This window comes from Pedobacter duraquae (assembly GCF_004362245.1).
In the GTDB taxonomy this organism is placed as follows: Bacteria; Bacteroidota; Bacteroidia; order Sphingobacteriales; family Sphingobacteriaceae; genus Pedobacter; species Pedobacter duraquae.
The window spans coordinates 461,133-479,811 of the sequence record NZ_SNWM01000002.1; the positions used below are offsets into that span (position 1 = coordinate 461,133).

Genomic DNA, 18,679 nt, shown 5'->3' on the forward strand with positions numbered 1-18,679 from the left:
ACTAGCCATCGTTAGGACGATCTTTCTTAACACTAATCGTCGTTTTTGTTCCTGATGAATTGCTTTCTACTTTTATCTCCCCATTCAGTAGCACAATCCTATTTTTTATACCACGTAAACCGGAACCTTTTAGCCATGCCTGCTCATTTTCAACATCGAAGCCTTTCCCATTATCTCTAACTACCAACATTAGCCAGCCATCTTCAGTAAAAATATTGATCTCGGCAATTTTTGCCTGCGCATGTTTGATACAGTTGTTGACCAACTCTTGTACAACCCTAAAAAGATACAATTGCGTCTCGCCTGGCAGTGTATCAAGATCATCCTCTACCTCCGCATGGATTTTAAGCCCAAACCCACTAAACCGTTGCGATATTTCTTTAATTCCTGCTGCAAAACCGAAATCCCGCAGTACAGACGGCGTAAGTTCATAGGAAATCTCCCTGGTTTCCTGAATTGCTTGATCCAAAAGCTTATTTACATTCTGCATCTCGGCAGTCTTTCCTGCCACTTTTAGGTTTTGAAAATTCAGCTTGATACCATATAAAATCTGACAGATACTATCGTGCAGGGCACTGCTGATTCGGTCCCGCTCTCTCTCCTGGGCTTCGAACGTAGCGGCAAGGATCAACTTCTGCTTCTCTTCCTGAGCATTTTCAGCTTGTCTTGAAAGCTCCTTTCGGGGTGTGATATCCATTAAAATACCAGCAAAAAAGGCATGGGTTTCAGCGCCTTCTACCTGTTGACCCAGGGCATATATTTCCTTTATTGCTCCACTTTGTGTTTCAATTCTGAATTCTAGTTCTATTCTTCCATCACCTTGCTGAGGCCCTAAAAATGCTGCGCGCACTAACTGTTGATCATCCGGATGAACAAATGTAATGAAACGTTGCACGGTGCCGTCAAAATCCCAGGTATCGATCCCCAAAACTGTATAAGAGAAGTCATCAAGAAAGATCCTATTCCTACTCATCTCCATAGTCCACGTACCCGTGGAAGAGGCGCTAAGGGTAAGTTTAAGTCGCTGAGATGTTTCTACCAACAGCTGTTGCGCAATCCTACTTTCCGTGGTGTCTACGACAGTAATGTAGTATTGAATTTTCCCTGAAGTAGTATTAATAACCGCTACTCCCTCCATCCTGGTATAAATTTCCTGCTCGTTGTGTAGCGATAACTTGATTTCAAAGTTCTGTCTGATGCCAGTACCCTTCATTCTATGTAAAAAGAAATAAAAGTTTTCCAGATCATTGGGTGTAATGAAACTTTGAAATCGTTTCCCCAGGATGTTTTTCTTAGTCGCATTCAACAAGTCGGCTCCGGTTTGGTTAGCTTCCTCAATAGATCCTATATAGTCCAGCACAAAATATCCAACTGGTGCCTGATTAAAAAACCCTGCAAATTTTAGGCGTTCAGCTTCCAATAACTCATAAGAAAGTTTAAGTTCATCATTCTGCATCTCCAATTCCAATTCAAACACTTGCAGCTCATTTAACAGTACCGAAATTTCGTGTTCTGTTATTTTAGCCTCCGCATTCATTTGTAATGAATCTGGATGTTCAATACGCTGACGCAATAATTCAATAATTCTTTCCTTATTCTTTCTTCTTTTGCTTTCCAATTTCTACAGCTTTAAAAGTCATGATAAGCGCAGTGTTTTCTGTTACTGGAGATTCCGTTACATAGCTAATTTCAACTTTAAGATTGACGAGATCAAGACCCGGGAATTCATGCTGAAAGAAGAATTCTCTAAGTCCATGCTCGAGGAGTAAGTGGTCAAGTTTATTGGTGCCCCAGCGATTATGTGCAATCTCCATAAAGAATTGTTCTTTTACTTCATATTCACGCAATTGGAACAGCCTCAAAAAAGCGTCATTAACCACAAGTACTTTTGCATTCTTATCCAGAATTATTGCTGCATCAGGCAAACTATCAACGACAGACTGTACATACGTCATCAATGTAGACAATTTGTTTTCCAGCGCCTTTAACGGAGTAATCTTTGTAAATGTTAATACTGCCCCGCTAATAAAATTGTCGATCGTACGATAGGGCATAATACGGAGATTATACCATTCGTTCTTCTTGGTTTTTATTTCTAGTTCTTTGCCAGACAATCTTTCAATTACCTCTATGATGGTGTTTTCTATTGCCGGGTAATCAAAGTTTGAAACGATATGGGTGATTGACCGACCAACATCCGTTGGGATTACATTGAACAGTTTATTAACCTGCGGCGTAAATCTGAGAATGTTAAGCTGATTATCAAGAAAAATTGTTCCAATCTCCGTGTTATCCAGGAGATTCTTCATATCGTTATTCAGATTAGTCAACTCCTCAGCCTTATTCTGATACTGCAGGTTGATTGTCATGAGCTCTTCGTTGAGTGACTGCATCTCTTCTTTTGTTGTAAGCGCCTCCTCATTCGTACTTTGCAACTCCTCATTGGTACTTTGCAACTCTTCGTTAGTAGATTTGAGTTCTTCCATTGAAGTTTCCATTTGTTCAATGGTACTGTGTAACTGCTGTTTGGTATAAATCAGTTCTTTTTCAAGTTCTTCAACGGCACCATTTTTTGCCGGGTCAATGTCGCCAGATTTAGCCCTGCTTTTTTTCAGCATCGCCCGTTCTTTGAATACAATCAGTAAAAGCCCGGCCAATGGAGCTTCGTTGAGATAGGCGACATTAAATCCAATGAGGTGTGCGGTGCCGTTAATTGTAACCTTAAAATCTTTGACTTCCGTTGTACCCCGCTCTTTCCATGCCTGATGGATCGCATTTCCTAAAGCGTATTTGATTTCTTCGCGGGCCATTCTGTGGATATTCATGACGGCATCGCCAGAATGTAATTTAAGATAATTATCTACTTCTCCGTTGATGTACAAGATTTCCCCCTTATCGTTTACAAGCAATGAAGAAGGAGAATATTGGTTAAGGAGTACTTTATGAAAATTTTCAGCCAGTGAGTTTTTTTCCATAATTTTTATCGGTTGTTCCTTTGATTTATTACTCTGTTGGGTAATATGAAAAGGAAAATCTATCATTTTCACACTATTAGCCACGCCGTCCTTTTTTTCAAATAGTTTCCATTTGGAATCAAGTGCATCGAACGATTCGCTGAAAGACCCTATTGACTCCGCAGGTCCGAGAAAAAGAAGCCCCTTTGGATTTAGCGAGTAGTGGAACACAGGGATAATCTTACGCTGCAGGTCTGTAGTCAGATAGATCATCACATTTCTGCAGCAAAGGAGATCCAGGCGAGTAAATGGTGCGTCTTTAATCAGATTATGTTGTGCAAAAACAATCATTTCACGAACCTCTTTCTTAACAACATATCCGTTGTTTCTTTTCACAAAGAAACGTTCCAGCCTGGACGCTGACACTTCTGAAGCGATATTACCGAAATAATATCCTGCACGGGCGTGTTCTATTGCATTGGCGTCAAGATCCGTAGCAAATATCTGAGCTTTTGGCAAACGTTTCAGCCTCATGGTATCCAGATATTCCGTCAGCAAAATGGCAATAGAGTACGCTTCTTCTCCCGTAGAGCACCCGGCAATCCAGATCCTGATCGGCTCGTCTACGGGCTTTTGAAGCAAGTGCGTGTACAAATGTTCACGTAAAACATCAAAAGCATTATGATCCCTGAAAAACTTGGTAACGCCAATCAGTAGTTCATTAAAAAGTGTTTCTACTTCTACCGGGTTTTCCCGAAGGTAGTTGACATAATGAACATAGTCAGGAAGCTGGTGAAAAGCTATGCGGCGCTCTATCCTTCGGGTAATGGTATTTTTTTTATACAGCGTAAAGTCATGCCCGGTCTGCGAACGCAGGAGCATCAATATTTTCTGAACGTGAGTTTGGTTGCTGCGATCAAGACTAATTTCTTCGGTAGCATTGTGTTGCAATACAGGATGACTCAGATACTGTACAAGTTTTACAGGCATCTCTTCGGGAGCGATAATGTAATCAACCAGTCCTGTTTTTATCGATGTTAATGGCATGCTACTATATTCGGCCGTTGCCGGATCCTGTGCCATAGCCATACCCAACTTCTCCTTGATCATCCTCACACCCGTTTCCCCATCAGACCCCATGCCGGAAAAAATAATAGACACTGCATTATTCCATTGGTCTTCGGCAAGGCTCTGAAGAAAATGATCGATTGCCATCCGTGCACCCCGAGTTGTATGTGCGTTAAACAACAGCAAATGACCGTTGTGCATCCCCATATCTTTACCTGGCGGGATAATATAAACAGAATTAGGTTCTATACGCATGCCGTCTTCCGCTTCAACAATGGGCATTGATGTGGAATGCTGTAGCAACGTCGCAATATCTACATTATGGGTGGGCTCCAGGTGCATAACGATAACAAAAGCCATATTTGCATCAATGGGCATCCGTTGAAAAAATAGTTCAAAGGCATGGAAAGACCCTGCTGACCCCCCCATTCCAACTATCGGAAACGTACTTTGATAATTATTCTTTATAGTCCGGTGAATCAACTCTTCCGATTCATCTGTCACCCTTAACTTTTGCTGCCCCTTGATTTGTCTGTTAGCCATACTTCTTCGCCTGCGAATAGAAAGCTAAAATAGGGTTAAATTAGATGAGTAGACAATTTGTGCATAAAGAAACCGCTATTTCTTATTCCACATTGGCTTTGCATTTAATATTTGCTCATAAACTACGCAACTTGAAGGATGTGCGCCTGGTAAAAATCCGGTGCTCATCAGAAACTCATTTACGATTTCACCGCCTGTAAAACGGAACGTCTTTTTAAATAGTTTCACCCATTCTTCCTTAGTTTTTGGATGGTGATGTTCCAGCCATCGTTCAAAAGATCCGAATTCTTTCTGCAACTGTACTATTGTTTTGGCATTTTCTATAGCCGCGTTGATCTTTAGCTTATTGCGTATAATTCCAGGGTCTCCCAACAGTCTCTCCCGATCTGTTTCTGTATACGCCGCCACTATACCAATATCGAAGTAATCATAAGCGGCTCTGAAATTATCTTCCTTTTTCAAAATAGTTTCCCAACTCAGTCCTGCCTGATTAATTTCCATGACTAAGCGACAGAACAATTCATTGTCGCTATGAATAGGAAAACCATACCGCTCATCATGGTAAGATTTATGTAGTGCTTTCCGTTCTCCGGTCATTGATTCTATTGCAGCGCAGTACGACATTTTGTTTTATTTCTTTGCTGTAAATGTATTAATAATTCAAAGATTTCCTTATTCTACGATTAGTGCGTCCGACTTTGCTATGATCTTCTGGTAAGGATTCTCCAGAAACATCTTTACGTAATCCGTACCATCGACGGTAAAACCTGGGAGGTGACCGCGATTGTGGATAATCAGCAATTGGCTATTGGGCATATACCGCTGAATCAGTCGGTTATAAAATGGCCTGCAAGCAGGGTCGATATCACCTCCCGTGATCAATGCCGGGACGGCTGAATAGACTGGCGTCTTTGCATCCTGAGCTTCTTTACGTACTTCCCAGCAGTCGCAGATCTGATGATTCACATTGTTTACTGGATATCCGGCAAGCCAGGGAAGAATTCGATCCTGCTGTTTTTCCAACACCTGACTGGCATATGCGATCTGTTCCGTACAGTAAACTGAATACCGCATCCCTAGCGACAGTGCGGGATCTCCCCTGAAGTAACCATCTAATACTTCTTTGACATAATCGGCATGTTTTCCATTAATCATATCAAGCATTACTGCGGGTACTGACTTGACCTGAATGCTGTTCAATCGATCGGATAATGCATTTAACAATTCTGTTTTGGTATATTTTATTGTGATGCTGTCACGCGTACCTTTCTCCAGATACCGCAGGCTGAAATTTTTACCGGTGATGTTGCTGAAATATTGATGAAAACGATCTCTTAAATTCGCATATTTTACTTGAGATACAGAGTCTGATACACAGTTATCAAATACCTTATCAAAAGCCTCATTAAGATTGAGCAAAGCATGTTCCTCAAAATTCACGAACGCTGGCAAAGGAGAATTCAACAGGAGTGTACGAACGGCCTTCGGGTGTTGCCGTGCTACTGAAAGCATTAGCCCTCCGCTGTAAGATATGCCAATCAGGTTAAGGGAATCGACATGTAAGGTCAGCCGCAAATCATTGATATCTGTTGCGCTTTCCATGGTATTATAAGCAGACAAATCAATCCCCTGATCAGATAGCCGTTTGCGGCAGGCGATAGTCGCCTTTAAAATCAGACTGTCTTTATTTTTACCTTCCCGGTAACTTCTCTTCACCGCTTCACCTACTTCCAGGCAGTCCAGGCATGGTATCGTACGCTTTGTTCCACGTTGATCAAAAGCGATGAACCCACCGAACTTAAGAAATCCAGAATCGTAAGCAATACTGTCTATGTTAGCTGTTGTGCTGTATCCGGGACCTCCTGTTGTAAAAAGAGAGATGTTTTTCGATGAATCCTGATCTGGTTTGCGGGCATAAATAAATGGTATTTTCACAGTTTTTCCGGCAGGTTTAGCTCTATTTTCCGGTACAACCAAGAAACCTGTTTTCACAATCAAACGGGGATCAAACTTTACTAGTTTTGGATAGGGCAATACCACTGCTTTGTAAGTCTGCGCGCTAGCGGATATTGTAATGTGGGAGATAAAAAAAAGAACGGCTAAAAAAAGTCTCATATCAAATCTAATTTACGCACAAAGTAAGGAGATGAGTTGGGGCGCGAAAGTAAAAAACGGACAATTATATTTTATGCTGTGTGAGTTTCTTTCCGGTAAACCTGATAACATCTTTATGAAAGTGACTAATGTCATAATATCCAAAATCAAAAGGAACGAACTCATCCTGCCTGGATACATAAGCCGTCAATGCGGTCCGGGCACGTAACATTGAAAAATATGCTTTTGGAGAAATACCTATTATCCTGTTAAAATATCTGTTTATTGTCTTTGAAGTCACAAAAACTCGTTCAGCTACATGACTTGTACTCAGACTCATACCCGAAGTCGTATATTCCCCGATCGCATCGTTGACCAACCCAATAAAATGATCCTTTGTTTGTTGCCGTTCAAATACCCTAAGCAGATAATTCTGCATCAGTGCTGTACGCACCTCAAAATTTTCTGCACGCCTGATATTGTCTAGCAGGCGTAACGGTAAAACTTGCCTCAAGTCAGTGATTTTATCTGCCAGACTAAGTTGATTTATGCCCAGAATAGCCTCTAAACCGCCGGGGTTAAACTTTATAGTGTACAAATGGTCTGCAGGCAATTTATGTCTCGTTATGTCATCATTCCTTAAAATCAAAATATCTTCGGCAACCTTTATCAGGTAGCGCTTTGCTTTCAGATCTATATAATAAGGTGTACCCAGATTAATGTAAAAAGTTGGGGTCCAGCTGGGAAACATTTTAACGGATGAAAAATTATTGCCCACTGCAGCAAGACCATCTGGTATTGATGATTCCGAGAAAAATTCTATATAGGGTTTTAATGCTTCGCAGGGATCGCTAAAAACATAGATTTTCCGGATATTCTGAAAGATTTCAACCATATTTTAAGCTTACGGGAAGGCCTTGTAAATATAGCTTTTTGATGATTCGTCACAAACTTAAAACGCGCTAAGCTGTTACTACCAAAATGTATTAGCTTATGGTTTCTAAAATTTCATTGCTCTTTTTCCTGATCATTGTGATTTCCGCGTGTCAGAATAAACAAGTCAAAGAAAAGACGGTTGTTGACACCGTAAAACCTGCGATCATACCGAAGGACACTATAGACGGTTCTTTGGACAGCCTGGCAGCGAAGATGGTCGCATCGAAAGGGAACTATACAGACGATGGACAACCAAGTGCTGAAGAATTGTTCGTCAGCCGCCTTTTAATTGTTTTAAAAAAACCTGAAAGTTTTACGGCCAACTATTCTTCGCTGGAGAAATATGATATTAAAATCCTTACATCAGATGACAAGCTGCTTCGCATATTTTACTGGCTTTCGCCAAACTCAGGTACCATGTGGCATGTGCAGAATATTCTTCAATATCAGACCTCAAAAGACACACTCGCGACTGCATCTTTTGACTCCCTATATGAGCAACGTGAATATGATGGGTCCCCTACTCCGTTTTTCGAATCCATTTATGCGCTAAAACCTGCCAAAGATCCCACGTATTTATTACTAGGAAATGGACAAATGAGCGGAATGGAACCATATTCCCTTTGCAGATCGTTGACCTTATTGGAGGGGAAATTCTCTATTGATGCAAAAATATTCAAAGTAGGTAAATCGTTAGAATCTGAACTATTTACGTCGGCGAGTTTGATGGATGAGGACAACCCAGATGAAATAAGGCGATTAATACAACCCAAATTTAATGCTGAAACAAAAACGCTTACCTACGGCGAGTCAAAAAACACTAAAGAAGGCTTTATTTTTACCGGCAAACGTAAGTCACTGGTTTATAGGGATGGATCATTCCAGTAGACTTTAAACGAATACAGATAAGGCTTAGCATTATACATCTGTATCATTAAAATAATAAAATGGCACATTTCAAAAAATAGGCTTTTGATAATTTGGCGAGATAAAAGGCAGTCCATTTGACCTGCTAATCAAGACCAGATATGAATCGAAAAAATTCAAGCTTCACACCGTTAACTGTATTGGGCTACTGCTGTATATGCCTGCTTTTATTAAACTCCTGCAGCAGCAGACAAACAACGATAAATTATCAAGCAGATAGCCGTGGTTTAAAAGACTTCTACAAAAACTATTTCAGTATCGGAGTTGCCGTTGGCAGAAGAAACTTAACCGGTGATGAGGCCACGCTCATTAAAAAACAATTCAATAGCGTAACTGCAGAAAACGCCATGAAAATGGCATCTATACAACCTCGGGAAGGGCATTTTAACTGGAAAGAAGCAGATTCTATCGTCAGCTTCGCGGTCAAAAATGGAATTAAGATCCGCGGTCACAATCTCTGTTGGCATGAGCAGGCTCCAGATTGGATGTTTATTGATGCAAATGGTAAGCAAGCTAGTAAAGAATTATTACTGGAGCGACTAAAAACTCATATTGATGCCGTTGTAGGACGCTACAAAGGAAAGATCTACGCCTGGGATGTTGTAAACGAAGCGATAGACGACGATGATACGAAATTTCTGCGTAACTCTAAGTGGTATCAGATCTGTGGCGAGGATTTCATCGTTAAAGCATTTGAATATGCACATGCTGCAGATCCTGAAGCGAAATTGTATTACAACGATTACAACACCGAGCGTCCGCAAAAACGTGTAAGAATCTACAAGCTTCTTAAAAACCTTAAAGACAAGAATGTTCCGATTGATGGCGTCGGACTTCAGGCGCATTGGTCAATCTACGAACCCAGTAAACAGGAGCTCATCGATGCCATCCAACAATATTCCTCTTTAGGGTTAAAGATTCAGTTTACAGAACTTGACATGTCTATTTATCCATGGGAAAAGGAAAAGAGAGCAAAGAAAGCTGGCGAAACAGACACCTATACACCAGATCTGGAGCAAAAACAGATAGCACAATATAAAATGGTGTTCGACACCTTCAGAAAATATAAGGATGTGATTACAAATGTCACTTTCTGGAACATCTCTGATCGAGCTACATGGCTGGACAGCTATCCTGTAATCGGAAGAAAAAACTACCCACTTTTGTTTGATACACAGCTCCAACCAAAAAAGGCTTATTGGGAAGTAGTTAAATTTAAGGCTAGATAGATGAAAAAATATATTCTCTTTTTTGCGTTATTTGGCATATGGACAGCTAGCCGCGCGGCTGGTCTTAATCCAATTACAAGTAGCACTTTCGTTCCGGGCAGCTTTCCGCTTATTCACAAAGGTAAAGTTGCTACCATTATTGCTAGTTCTAATGAATGGCCTGGCGTATTGCGCGCCGCAAAAGACTTACAGACAGACTTGGGGAAAGTTAGTGGTGTTAAACCCATGTTCTCCACAGGTAAGGCAAACGGAATGCCCATCATTGTTGGTACCATTGGTCATAGTGCTATTATTGACGAGCTCATCCGTAATACTAAAATTAATGTTGGTGGAATAGCCGGCAATTGGGAAAGCACTTTGATCCAAGTGGTAAAAAACCCGGTGAAAGGTGTGGATTCAGCACTTGTAATCGCGGGGAGCGACAAACGTGGAACGATTTATGGAATTTATGAACTGTCTTATCAGATTGGCGTTTCGCCATGGTATTACTGGGCAGATGTACCTATCCAGAAAAGCTCCGCCCTGTACATCCTGGAAGGCCGCCATATTATATCTTCTCCGGCAGTAAAATATCGCGGTATATTTCTTAATGATGAGGCCCCTGCCCTATCAGGATGGAGTAAAAAAGAATTCGGCGGTTTTAACCATAAATTTTATGAAAAGGTATTTGAATTGATTCTGCGTTTAAAGGGCAACTACCTTTGGCCTGCGATGTGGGGAAGCGCTTTCAACGATGATGATAAGATGAATCCTATTCTAGCGGATGAGTATGGCGTAGTGATGGGTACCAGTCACCATGAACCGATGGTACGCAGTCAGACCGAATGGAAACGTTTTGGAAAAGGGCAATGGAATTACGAAAATAACAAAGAAGTGCTCACCGATTTCTGGAGGAAAGGAATTCAGAACATGGGCAATAAAGAGAGTCTCATTACCATCGGGATGCGTGGTGATGGAGATGAACCGATGACAGAGGGGACAGCAACGGCACTACTGGAAAGGATTGTTAAAGATCAGCGGCAAACTATTGAGCAAGTAACCAAAAAACCTGCCTCAGAAACCCCGCAGCTCTGGGCTTTATATAAGGAAGTACAGGATTACTACGATAACGGCATGCGTGTGCCCGACGATGTTACCCTTTTATTGTGCGACGACAACTGGGGTAATATCCGTAAACTCCCTCGAATTGGAGAAGCGCCGCGGTCGGGAGGCTACGGGATTTACTATCATTTTGACTATGTTGGCGGCCCAAGAAATTACAAATGGCTAAATACCAATCCTATTCAGAAAGTTTGGGAGCAGATGAATTTGGCTTACAGATATGATGCTAACCAGATCTGGATTGTCAATGTGGGAGACCTGAAGCCTATGGAGTTTCCGATTGAGTTCTTTCTGGATTACGCCTGGGCACCTAACGCAATACCAGCAGAACAACTTATGCCCTACACTATGAATTGGGCAGCTAAACAGTTTGGAAAAACGCATGCTACTGCGATAGGTCAAATTATTGACACCTATCTAAAATACAGCGGCAGGATAAAACCCGAGTTGTTGAACGCGAACACTTATAGTCTTGTTAATTACAGGGAATTTGAGCGTGTCACATCTGACTTCAAAAAACTAAACCGGCAAGCAGACAATATTTATCAGCAAATTCCTAAAAGTCAAAAAGATGCATTTTACCAGTTGGTATTACATCCCGTGGAAGCCGTTTCAAATCTGTATGCACTTTATTTTGCTCAGGCAAAAAACCGGCTCTATGCCAAACAGGGAAGAGTAGCCACTAACGCTCTGGCGGCTCAGGTGGATTCGCTATTTAAGCGTGATGCTAAGATCACGAATTATTACAATACTATAATGGCGGGGGGTAAATGGGACCATATGATGGATCAAACACATATTGGCTATACTTACTGGCAGCAGCCTGAGAAAAATATCATTCCGAAAACAACAACCATCCAACCTGGACAAGGTGGATTAGGCATTTCAATTGAAGGCTCTGATGCTTCCTGGACGGGTAAGGCAACAGTTGACAAATCTTTCCCGGTATTCAGCAGCCTAACCAACAAAACACATGATTTCGAAATATTTAACACAGGAACAAGCGCTTTCAGATACAGTATTACGGCGCCGAGCTTTGTGAGCATTGAAGAAAAAAATGGAACAGTCACAACTGAAAAGACAGTAAGTATCAGCATTGACTGGTCTAAGGCACCAACTGGAAATACTCGGAGTGAAATTATAATTTCAGGAACTGACGGATCGATAATTCAGCTTCCTATCAATACAGATAACACAATGACGGCTAACATTGAACCGAATTTGTTTCTGCCGGAAAATGGTTATATCGCTATGGAAGCACCTAATTATAGTCGTGCGATAAATAACAGACCCATATTTTGGCAAACTATTCCCAACTATGGTAAAACGTTGGGAGGCGTTATGCCTGTCCCAGTTACCGCCCCGATCCAACAACCGTCGGAAACTTCACCAGCTTTAGTGTACGAAATTTATCTAACACATACTGGAACGTTTACACTAAATACTTTTGTTTCCCCAACAATTGATTTTACCGGAAAAGAAGGCCTTCAGTTTGCTGTTTCGGTTGATGACGAGGCGCCTATTGTTGTTAACATCAGTTCTGGTTACAAATCTGACAACGCATGGGGTCAGTCGGTAGCAAATGGCATCAAAATCTTTAAAACGCCATTCCAATTCAACAAAACCGGTAAACACACGATCAAATACATGATGGTTAACCCAGGTGTAGTATTGCAGAAACTGGTTTTGGATCTCGGCGGATTAAAACCGAGCTTCCTTGGTCCGCCGGAAAGCACCTTAAGTACAAAAAACAACAATTAACCACTTATAAATAAAAATGATTAAAAAAATAAAAGGAATATCCGTACTGGCATCCATTATGGGTTTAGGCATTATGAGTTCATGCCAGCAAAATAATCAGTCTACGACTAAGACAAGTATTGACACCTTAAAAAAAAGCAAATATTTGTCTCAGCCGTTAATATCGAACATTTTTACGGCAGACCCATCGGCACACGTATTCGATGGAAAGATCTACATCTACCCTTCTCACGATATTGAGGCAGGTAAGCCAGAAAACGACAATGGAGATCATTTTGATATGCGCGACTATCATATCTTAAGTATGGACAGCATCGGCGCTAAGGTAACTGACAATGGTGTAGCTTTAAGCATTAAGGATATCCCCTGGGCAGGCAGGCAGCTTTGGGCGCCCGATGTTGCTTTTAAAGGAGGTACCTATTATCTATATTTCCCAGTTAAAGATAAATCTGATATTTTCAGGATAGGTGTTGCGACGTCCAAGAATCCTGCAGGACCTTTTAAAGCTGAACCCTTACCTATTCCGGGTAGCTTCAGTATAGACCCAGCAGTATTTACAGATTCAGATGGTAGCTCATATATGTATTTTGGCGGAATCTGGGGTGGCCAGCTGCAACGTTGGAAAAATGGAAAATATGATGCCAATGGATCAAAAACAGACTCTCAACAAGAAGATCAACCGGCGTTAACAGCAAAAGTGGCGAAAATAACTAATAACATGCTCTCTTTCGAAGGAGGTCTTAAGGATGTTATTATTCTGGATAAGCAAGGAAAACAGCTTCTTACAAAGGATCACGACAGAAGATTTTTTGAAGGCGCCTGGATGCATAAATTCAACGGTAAATATTATTTCACCTATTCAACGGGTGACACCCATTACCTTGCATCTGCCATTGGTGATACCCCATACGGACCGTTTACCTATCAGGGAACATTTATGGATCCTGTTGAAGGCTGGACAACACATCACTCCATAGTGGAAATAAAAGGGAAATGGTATATCTTCTACCACGACACACAACTATCTGGAAAAACACACCTGAGAAATGTTAAGGTAACCGAACTAACGCATAATGCTGATGGAACCATCAAATTGATAGAACCGATTTTGAAATAGCGACAATATTACTTCTAATAAACACTCGATTAAGAGGCTGTTTCCGATTGGAAATAGCCTCTTTTTTTTGTCATGACTGGTATTGAATTCGTATTGTGATTACAAATTACACACTCCTATCCTTATTTATTAATTTTTAATGCCTGGAACGAAATAGAATCTCAGGTTTTCATAATATGCTAAATCATGTGCAGGCTTCTCATAGCTGGCTGGAATGGGAAGTCCTGAAAAGGACTGGAAATACAGTACACATGCATCTCTCCACCATTTGGCTTCCTCGTGCTGAATTTCCAGAAGTTCTGCAACTTCTTTAAATCTGTCTTCGTCAATCTTACCGGCCATAGCTTTCCATTGCGATTGCATCTTCGCAACATCTCGCACACCAAGGTAGTAATGGCTAACAAGTTCATCCCAAAGCGTATTACCGGAACGGAGCTTATCGCTCCACTTAACATGATGGAACCAAAGCAGGTATTTATCAGGAATATTCGCCAGATCAGCAAACTCCCTGGCTGCATCAGGGCTATATTGAGCAATAGCATTTGATCCTGTAGCGGTTCTATCGAACCCAATTCCAACAGCATCTGCTTTATGATAATACACTGACGTCCAATCTGCCCTTCCGGCATCTTTAACCCATGGACCGGGACCGTAATGGTGATTTCTGGCCATAATATGGTGCAGACCGAGTGGTGTCATATAATTGACAATAGTTTCCCTGGAACCCATCATCATCTCCTTTATCGTTGCTATTGCATTGATATCATTTGTAAAAGTCATCCTTATCCATTCGTCAGCCACCGCGGTGGCTGACAATCCCGGATTCCATGCCATTCGTCCAAAGCTATACCAATTGGACTGTGCAAAAGGGTGACCACACCAGTTTACATCAGATCCGATATTTGCTACCCCAGCAATGCCAGTGAGTTGGTGTTGATCTAGTTTTCCAGTAACAACATCTGCTACTGTAGATCCCTTTCCTTTCGCATACGTATCCGCAGCCAATGTCTCTTTAAATAAAGTTCCCAGGTAAGCAAGATGTGTAGAGAAGCCCAAATATTCCTGGGTAAGCTGAAATTCCATCATTAGTGGCGTGGCCGGCATCGCACCAAATAAAGGGTGAAAAGGCTCCCGGGGCTGAAAATCTACTGCACCATTTTTAACCTGAACGAGTACATTGGCTCTAAATTTCCCATCTAGCGGTTTGAATTCATTGTACGCCTGCTTAGCCCTGTCATCTGGCACTTTATCATCGTAAACGAAAGCACGCCACATCACTATGCCATCGAACGGAGCTAATGCATCGGCCAGCATATTTGCCCCATCGGCATGACTGCGGCCATAGTTTTGTGGCCCGGGCTGGCCTTCAGAATTTGCCTTTACCAGAAACCCACCGAAATCTGGTATATATGCGTAGATTTCTTTCACCTTCATGCTCCACCAGCGTTTAACTTCCGGATCAAGGGGGTCTGCTGTTTTAAGTCCGCCGATTTCTATAGGCGAACTGAAGCGTGCCGACAAATACACTTTGATGCCGTAGGGGCGGAAAACATTGGCTAACGCTGCTGCCTTTAACAAGTAAGGCTTGGTGAGCGATAATGCGTTGGCATTTACATTGTTCAGCACAGTACCATTGATGCCTACCGAAGCATTTGCCCTTGCGTAATCAGTATACCGTGTTTGTGTAAAACCGGGCAATTTATGCCATTCCCAGAGGGAAGTTCCGGCATAGCCGCGCTCTACAGTGCCATCCAGGTTATCCCAGTGATTTAAAACCCTGTTTTTGATCGATGGAATTTCTCTAATCGTCAACGCAGACAAGGACTGTTGAGTCTTCATAAGTCTGATCAGATGAAAAACACCGTATAACACCCCTTTCTCTGTCAAACCAGCAATTACGATCTGTTGTTGCCCTTTATTATGAAATGTCTTGACGAGGTAACCGTCAGACAAATTCAGTAATTCTTTGGGTGTGATCAGCGATTTGATTTGCGGGGAGTTTTCTGGTGTTCCGATCAACAAACTTGCAGAACTGCTTAAGGTCACCTTAGGTTCCGTTCCAAGAAGGCCATTAAATGCACTTGATATTTCTTTTTTTGCAACCTGTGCTGTAATGCTATGTCCCTGAAAATTGATTGTTTGCAGTTGTGAACGATACTGTTCAAGCTGCTTATTATTTTCGATTCGGTCATAACGCATCCACAGCCGGTACCCTGTTTCCGAGAAAGCTGAGGAATAATATAATGTAATAACAAGTGTCAAACACATACTTACACAATTCCTGTTTACGGATTTTAATCGCCGTTGTAGTTGTTTAAATAAATTCATGTAGTTCTAAATAACAGAGATTTGTTTTTTTACAATATTTCCTGATGTAACATTTAATTCATCGGGCTGGGAACCACCAATACTTAGCATAATTTTTCCGCTTAGCTGTTGCATACCTCCGTTTGCGTTGATGGTAGACATATCTTCTTTAGAAAGTGTAAAAGTCAACACTCTACGTTCCCCAGCCCTTAACGCGATTCTTTCGAAGCCTTTTAATGCTTTTATTGGCGACTTGGTTTTAGAGCCAGGATGAGATAAGTAAAGTTGTACCACTTCCTCGCCAGCTACAGCACCAGTATTACTCACGGTAATACGTACACGCAGCGAAGTACCGCGTTTAACACTTGCAGGTAAGCTTAACTGATCATATTTAAACCGCGTATAACTTAATCCGTAACCAAATCCATATAGCGGTTTACCAGAAAAATAACGGTATGTTCTGTTTGTCATAGAATAATCCGAAAAGTCAGGAAGATCCTGATCACTTCCATAAAAGGTTACAGGTAGTCGCCCGGCAGGATTATAATCTCCAAAAAGTACATCTGCCACTGCAGCTCCGGCAGCCTGCCCCCCATACCACGCATTAATGATTGCTGGAATGTGTTTTGCCTCCCATGGTATAGCAATGGCACTTCCTGTCATCATCACAAATATTACCTTTTTCCCTGTCGCCTGCAGCCCCTTCATCAATTCTGTCTGCGCTTGCGGGAGCATAATTGATGTGCGGTCGCCACCGTTAAATCCTGGATAATTAACTTTCATCTCTTCTCCTTCCAACTGCGGAGAAATACCACCCACATAAACAATAGCATCTGCGTCTTTAACCTTATCCTGAAGCGCAACTATGTCAGTCTTCTCATACCTTCCAGCACTTAACCTAACATTTGCTTTACCATCACCCTGCCAATATTCCAATACCAGTTCATAGGATTTTCCCGGGTCTGTTATCAATTTATATTGCTGCGATCCCCAGCGATTTCTAGACCATGCATTTAATACCTCTTTACCATTAATCTTAAGCCGATAGCCGTCATCCCCTTCTACCTCGAAGGTAATAGAAGTTTGCTCACCGGCCTGATAGTTGGTGGTATAGCGGGCCGAAAAGTCTCTTGCTTTAATCGTACCTATCACCGGCTCTCCTTCCTGCCAGTTATGCAATAAATCTGCTTCGTGGCGTACAACAGGAGCTCCCGCAAGTTCCCGGTTGTCAAAATACTCTGCCTTGAAACCTGCTTTTCCATCAATGGCACAACGCTTGGCAAGGTCAGCATAAACTAAAAGCGTGTCATTGGTGAAATTGATCGCCTTTTCATAAACTACCTCTGCATTAGGAAGCTTAGCTTTAATACCCTTAAATACTGTTGTCAGTGCAGAAGGAATTCCGTTGTAATTACCCAGAATAGAAATCTCATTATCTGCATTGGGACCTAACACAACTATTTTCTGAATATTCTTTTTCAATGGCAGTGTCTGATCTGCATTTTTCAATAACACAATAGACTCTCTTGCCATTTTGAGTGCATGTTGCTGATGCGCTTCACTCTCCAGTTCAGCAGAAGGTGTGCGTGCATAAGTTACCAACTCCGCAGGATCGAACATCCCAAGCTTGAACCTGGTCATAAACAATCTTTTCACTGACACATCAATTTGTTTTTCGGACAGTTTACCGTCTTTAACGGCTTTGACCAACGACTTATAAGCATCTGTTCCGCACTCTACATCTGTTCCATGAATCACCGCATCTGCCGAAGCATCCTCAGCATCAGCATGTGTTTTGTGGTTCTTGAAAAAATCATCGATGCCCCAGCAGTCGGAAGTTACGTACCCTTTGAAATTCCATTGTTTCCGCAGGATATCTACCATCAATAGGTCACTACCACAGCAAGGTTGTGATTCAAAAGCATTGTACGCACACATCACGCCCTCAACTTTGGTGTCAACAATTAGCTTTTTGAAGGCGGGCAGGTAGGTATCCCAAAGATCATAGTTGCTTACCTTGGCATCAAACACGTGGCGCGCAGGTTCAGGTCCGCTATGCACTGCATAATGTTTGGCGCAGGCCGCAGCTTTAAGATACTTTGGATCATCGCCCTGAAGGCCTTTAACAAAAGAGGCGCCCATTGCAGCGGTAAGAAATGGATCTTCACCATAAGTTTCCTGCCCTCTTCCCCACCTGGGATCACGAAAGATATTAATGTTCGGCGTCCAATAGGTGAGCCCCATGTACCGCTCTCCACCGCGCCCCATTTCTACGGCCTTGTTATGCACAGCTCTGCCTTCAAGTGCAGAATAATCGGCCATCTGAAATAGTGATTTTTTATCGAATGTTGCTGCCATGGCAATAGCCTGAGGATATACCGTTACTTTAAATGGTGTTCTGGCTACTCCATGGAGCACCTCGTTCCACCAGTCGTAAGCAGGAATACCCAACCTTGCGATTGCCGGCGACGAATTGAGCATCTGACTAACTTTTTCTTCTAAAGTTAATCTCGATACCAGATCATTAACCCGGGTATTAAAATCAAGTTTGTAGTTCTGGAAAGGGTATTGCTGTTGCGCCAGCATCCTCGCCGGAAATAAGAGCAGCAGTAGTAGCGTAGTATTTTTTATAAATTTCATTT

General features: G+C 41.9%; 11 protein-coding genes. 4 read left to right on the forward strand and 7 right to left on the reverse strand.

Annotation, left to right across the window (positions count from 1 at the left end):
- Position 1: 1 nt before the first annotated feature.
- The 5 genes from CLV32_RS08080 to CLV32_RS08100 form a co-directional block, all read right to left on the reverse strand.
- The gene (locus tag CLV32_RS08080; protein ID WP_133554267.1) at positions 2-1,618 is read right to left on the reverse strand and encodes a PAS domain-containing sensor histidine kinase; all 1,617 of its coding nucleotides are present in this window, start codon (positions 1,616-1,618) and stop codon (positions 2-4) included.
- Positions 1,593-4,565, reverse strand: a complete 2,973-nt coding sequence (locus CLV32_RS08085) for a CheR family methyltransferase (RefSeq protein WP_133554270.1) — start codon at positions 4,563-4,565, stop codon at positions 1,593-1,595. Before CLV32_RS08085 ends, CLV32_RS08080 begins: the two co-directional genes overlap by 26 nt.
- Positions 4,566-4,640: 75 nt before the next feature.
- The gene (locus tag CLV32_RS08090) at positions 4,641-5,189 is read right to left on the reverse strand and encodes a DNA-3-methyladenine glycosylase I (RefSeq protein WP_133554272.1); all 549 of its coding nucleotides are present in this window, start codon (positions 5,187-5,189) and stop codon (positions 4,641-4,643) included.
- Positions 5,190-5,237: 48 nt separating this feature from the next.
- Positions 5,238-6,680, reverse strand: a complete 1,443-nt coding sequence (locus tag CLV32_RS08095) for an alpha/beta hydrolase (protein ID WP_133554273.1) — start codon at positions 6,678-6,680, stop codon at positions 5,238-5,240.
- Between the two features lie 64 nt (positions 6,681-6,744).
- Positions 6,745-7,554, reverse strand: coding sequence for an AraC family transcriptional regulator (locus CLV32_RS08100; protein ID WP_133554275.1), 810 nt, complete (start codon positions 7,552-7,554; stop codon positions 6,745-6,747).
- Between the two features lie 98 nt (positions 7,555-7,652).
- Between CLV32_RS08100 and CLV32_RS08105 the strand changes: the two genes are divergently transcribed.
- From CLV32_RS08105 to CLV32_RS08120, 4 genes are all read left to right on the forward strand, one after another.
- A complete protein-coding gene (locus CLV32_RS08105) occupies positions 7,653-8,483 on the forward strand; it encodes a hypothetical protein (RefSeq protein ID WP_133554277.1) in 831 nt (276 codons plus the stop codon).
- A gap of 140 nt (positions 8,484-8,623) precedes the next feature.
- On the forward strand, positions 8,624-9,751 hold the full coding sequence (locus CLV32_RS08110) for an endo-1,4-beta-xylanase (protein WP_133554279.1): 1,128 nt from the start codon (positions 8,624-8,626) through the stop codon (positions 9,749-9,751).
- Positions 9,752-12,613 carry a glycosyl hydrolase 115 family protein gene (locus tag CLV32_RS08115; protein WP_133554281.1) on the forward strand — a complete coding sequence of 954 codons (2,862 nt, stop codon included), beginning with the start codon at positions 9,752-9,754 and terminating at the stop codon, positions 12,611-12,613.
- 16 nt (positions 12,614-12,629) lie between these two features.
- Entirely contained in the window at positions 12,630-13,730 is a 1,101-nt protein-coding gene (locus tag CLV32_RS08120) for a glycoside hydrolase family 43 protein (RefSeq protein ID WP_133554283.1), read from the forward strand.
- 129 nt (positions 13,731-13,859) lie between these two features.
- On the opposite strand, the gene CLV32_RS08125 is transcribed toward CLV32_RS08120, so the two are convergent.
- Both CLV32_RS08125 and CLV32_RS08130 read right to left on the reverse strand, forming a co-directional pair.
- Positions 13,860-15,998: an alpha-glucuronidase family glycosyl hydrolase gene (locus tag CLV32_RS08125; protein ID WP_133554285.1), complete on the reverse strand. Its 2,139-nt coding sequence runs from the start codon at positions 15,996-15,998 to the stop codon at positions 13,860-13,862.
- A gap of 66 nt (positions 15,999-16,064) precedes the next feature.
- On the reverse strand, positions 16,065-18,677 hold the full coding sequence (locus CLV32_RS08130) for a glycoside hydrolase family 3 C-terminal domain-containing protein (RefSeq protein ID WP_133554287.1): 2,613 nt from the start codon (positions 18,675-18,677) through the stop codon (positions 16,065-16,067).
- Positions 18,678-18,679 lie beyond the last annotated feature (2 nt).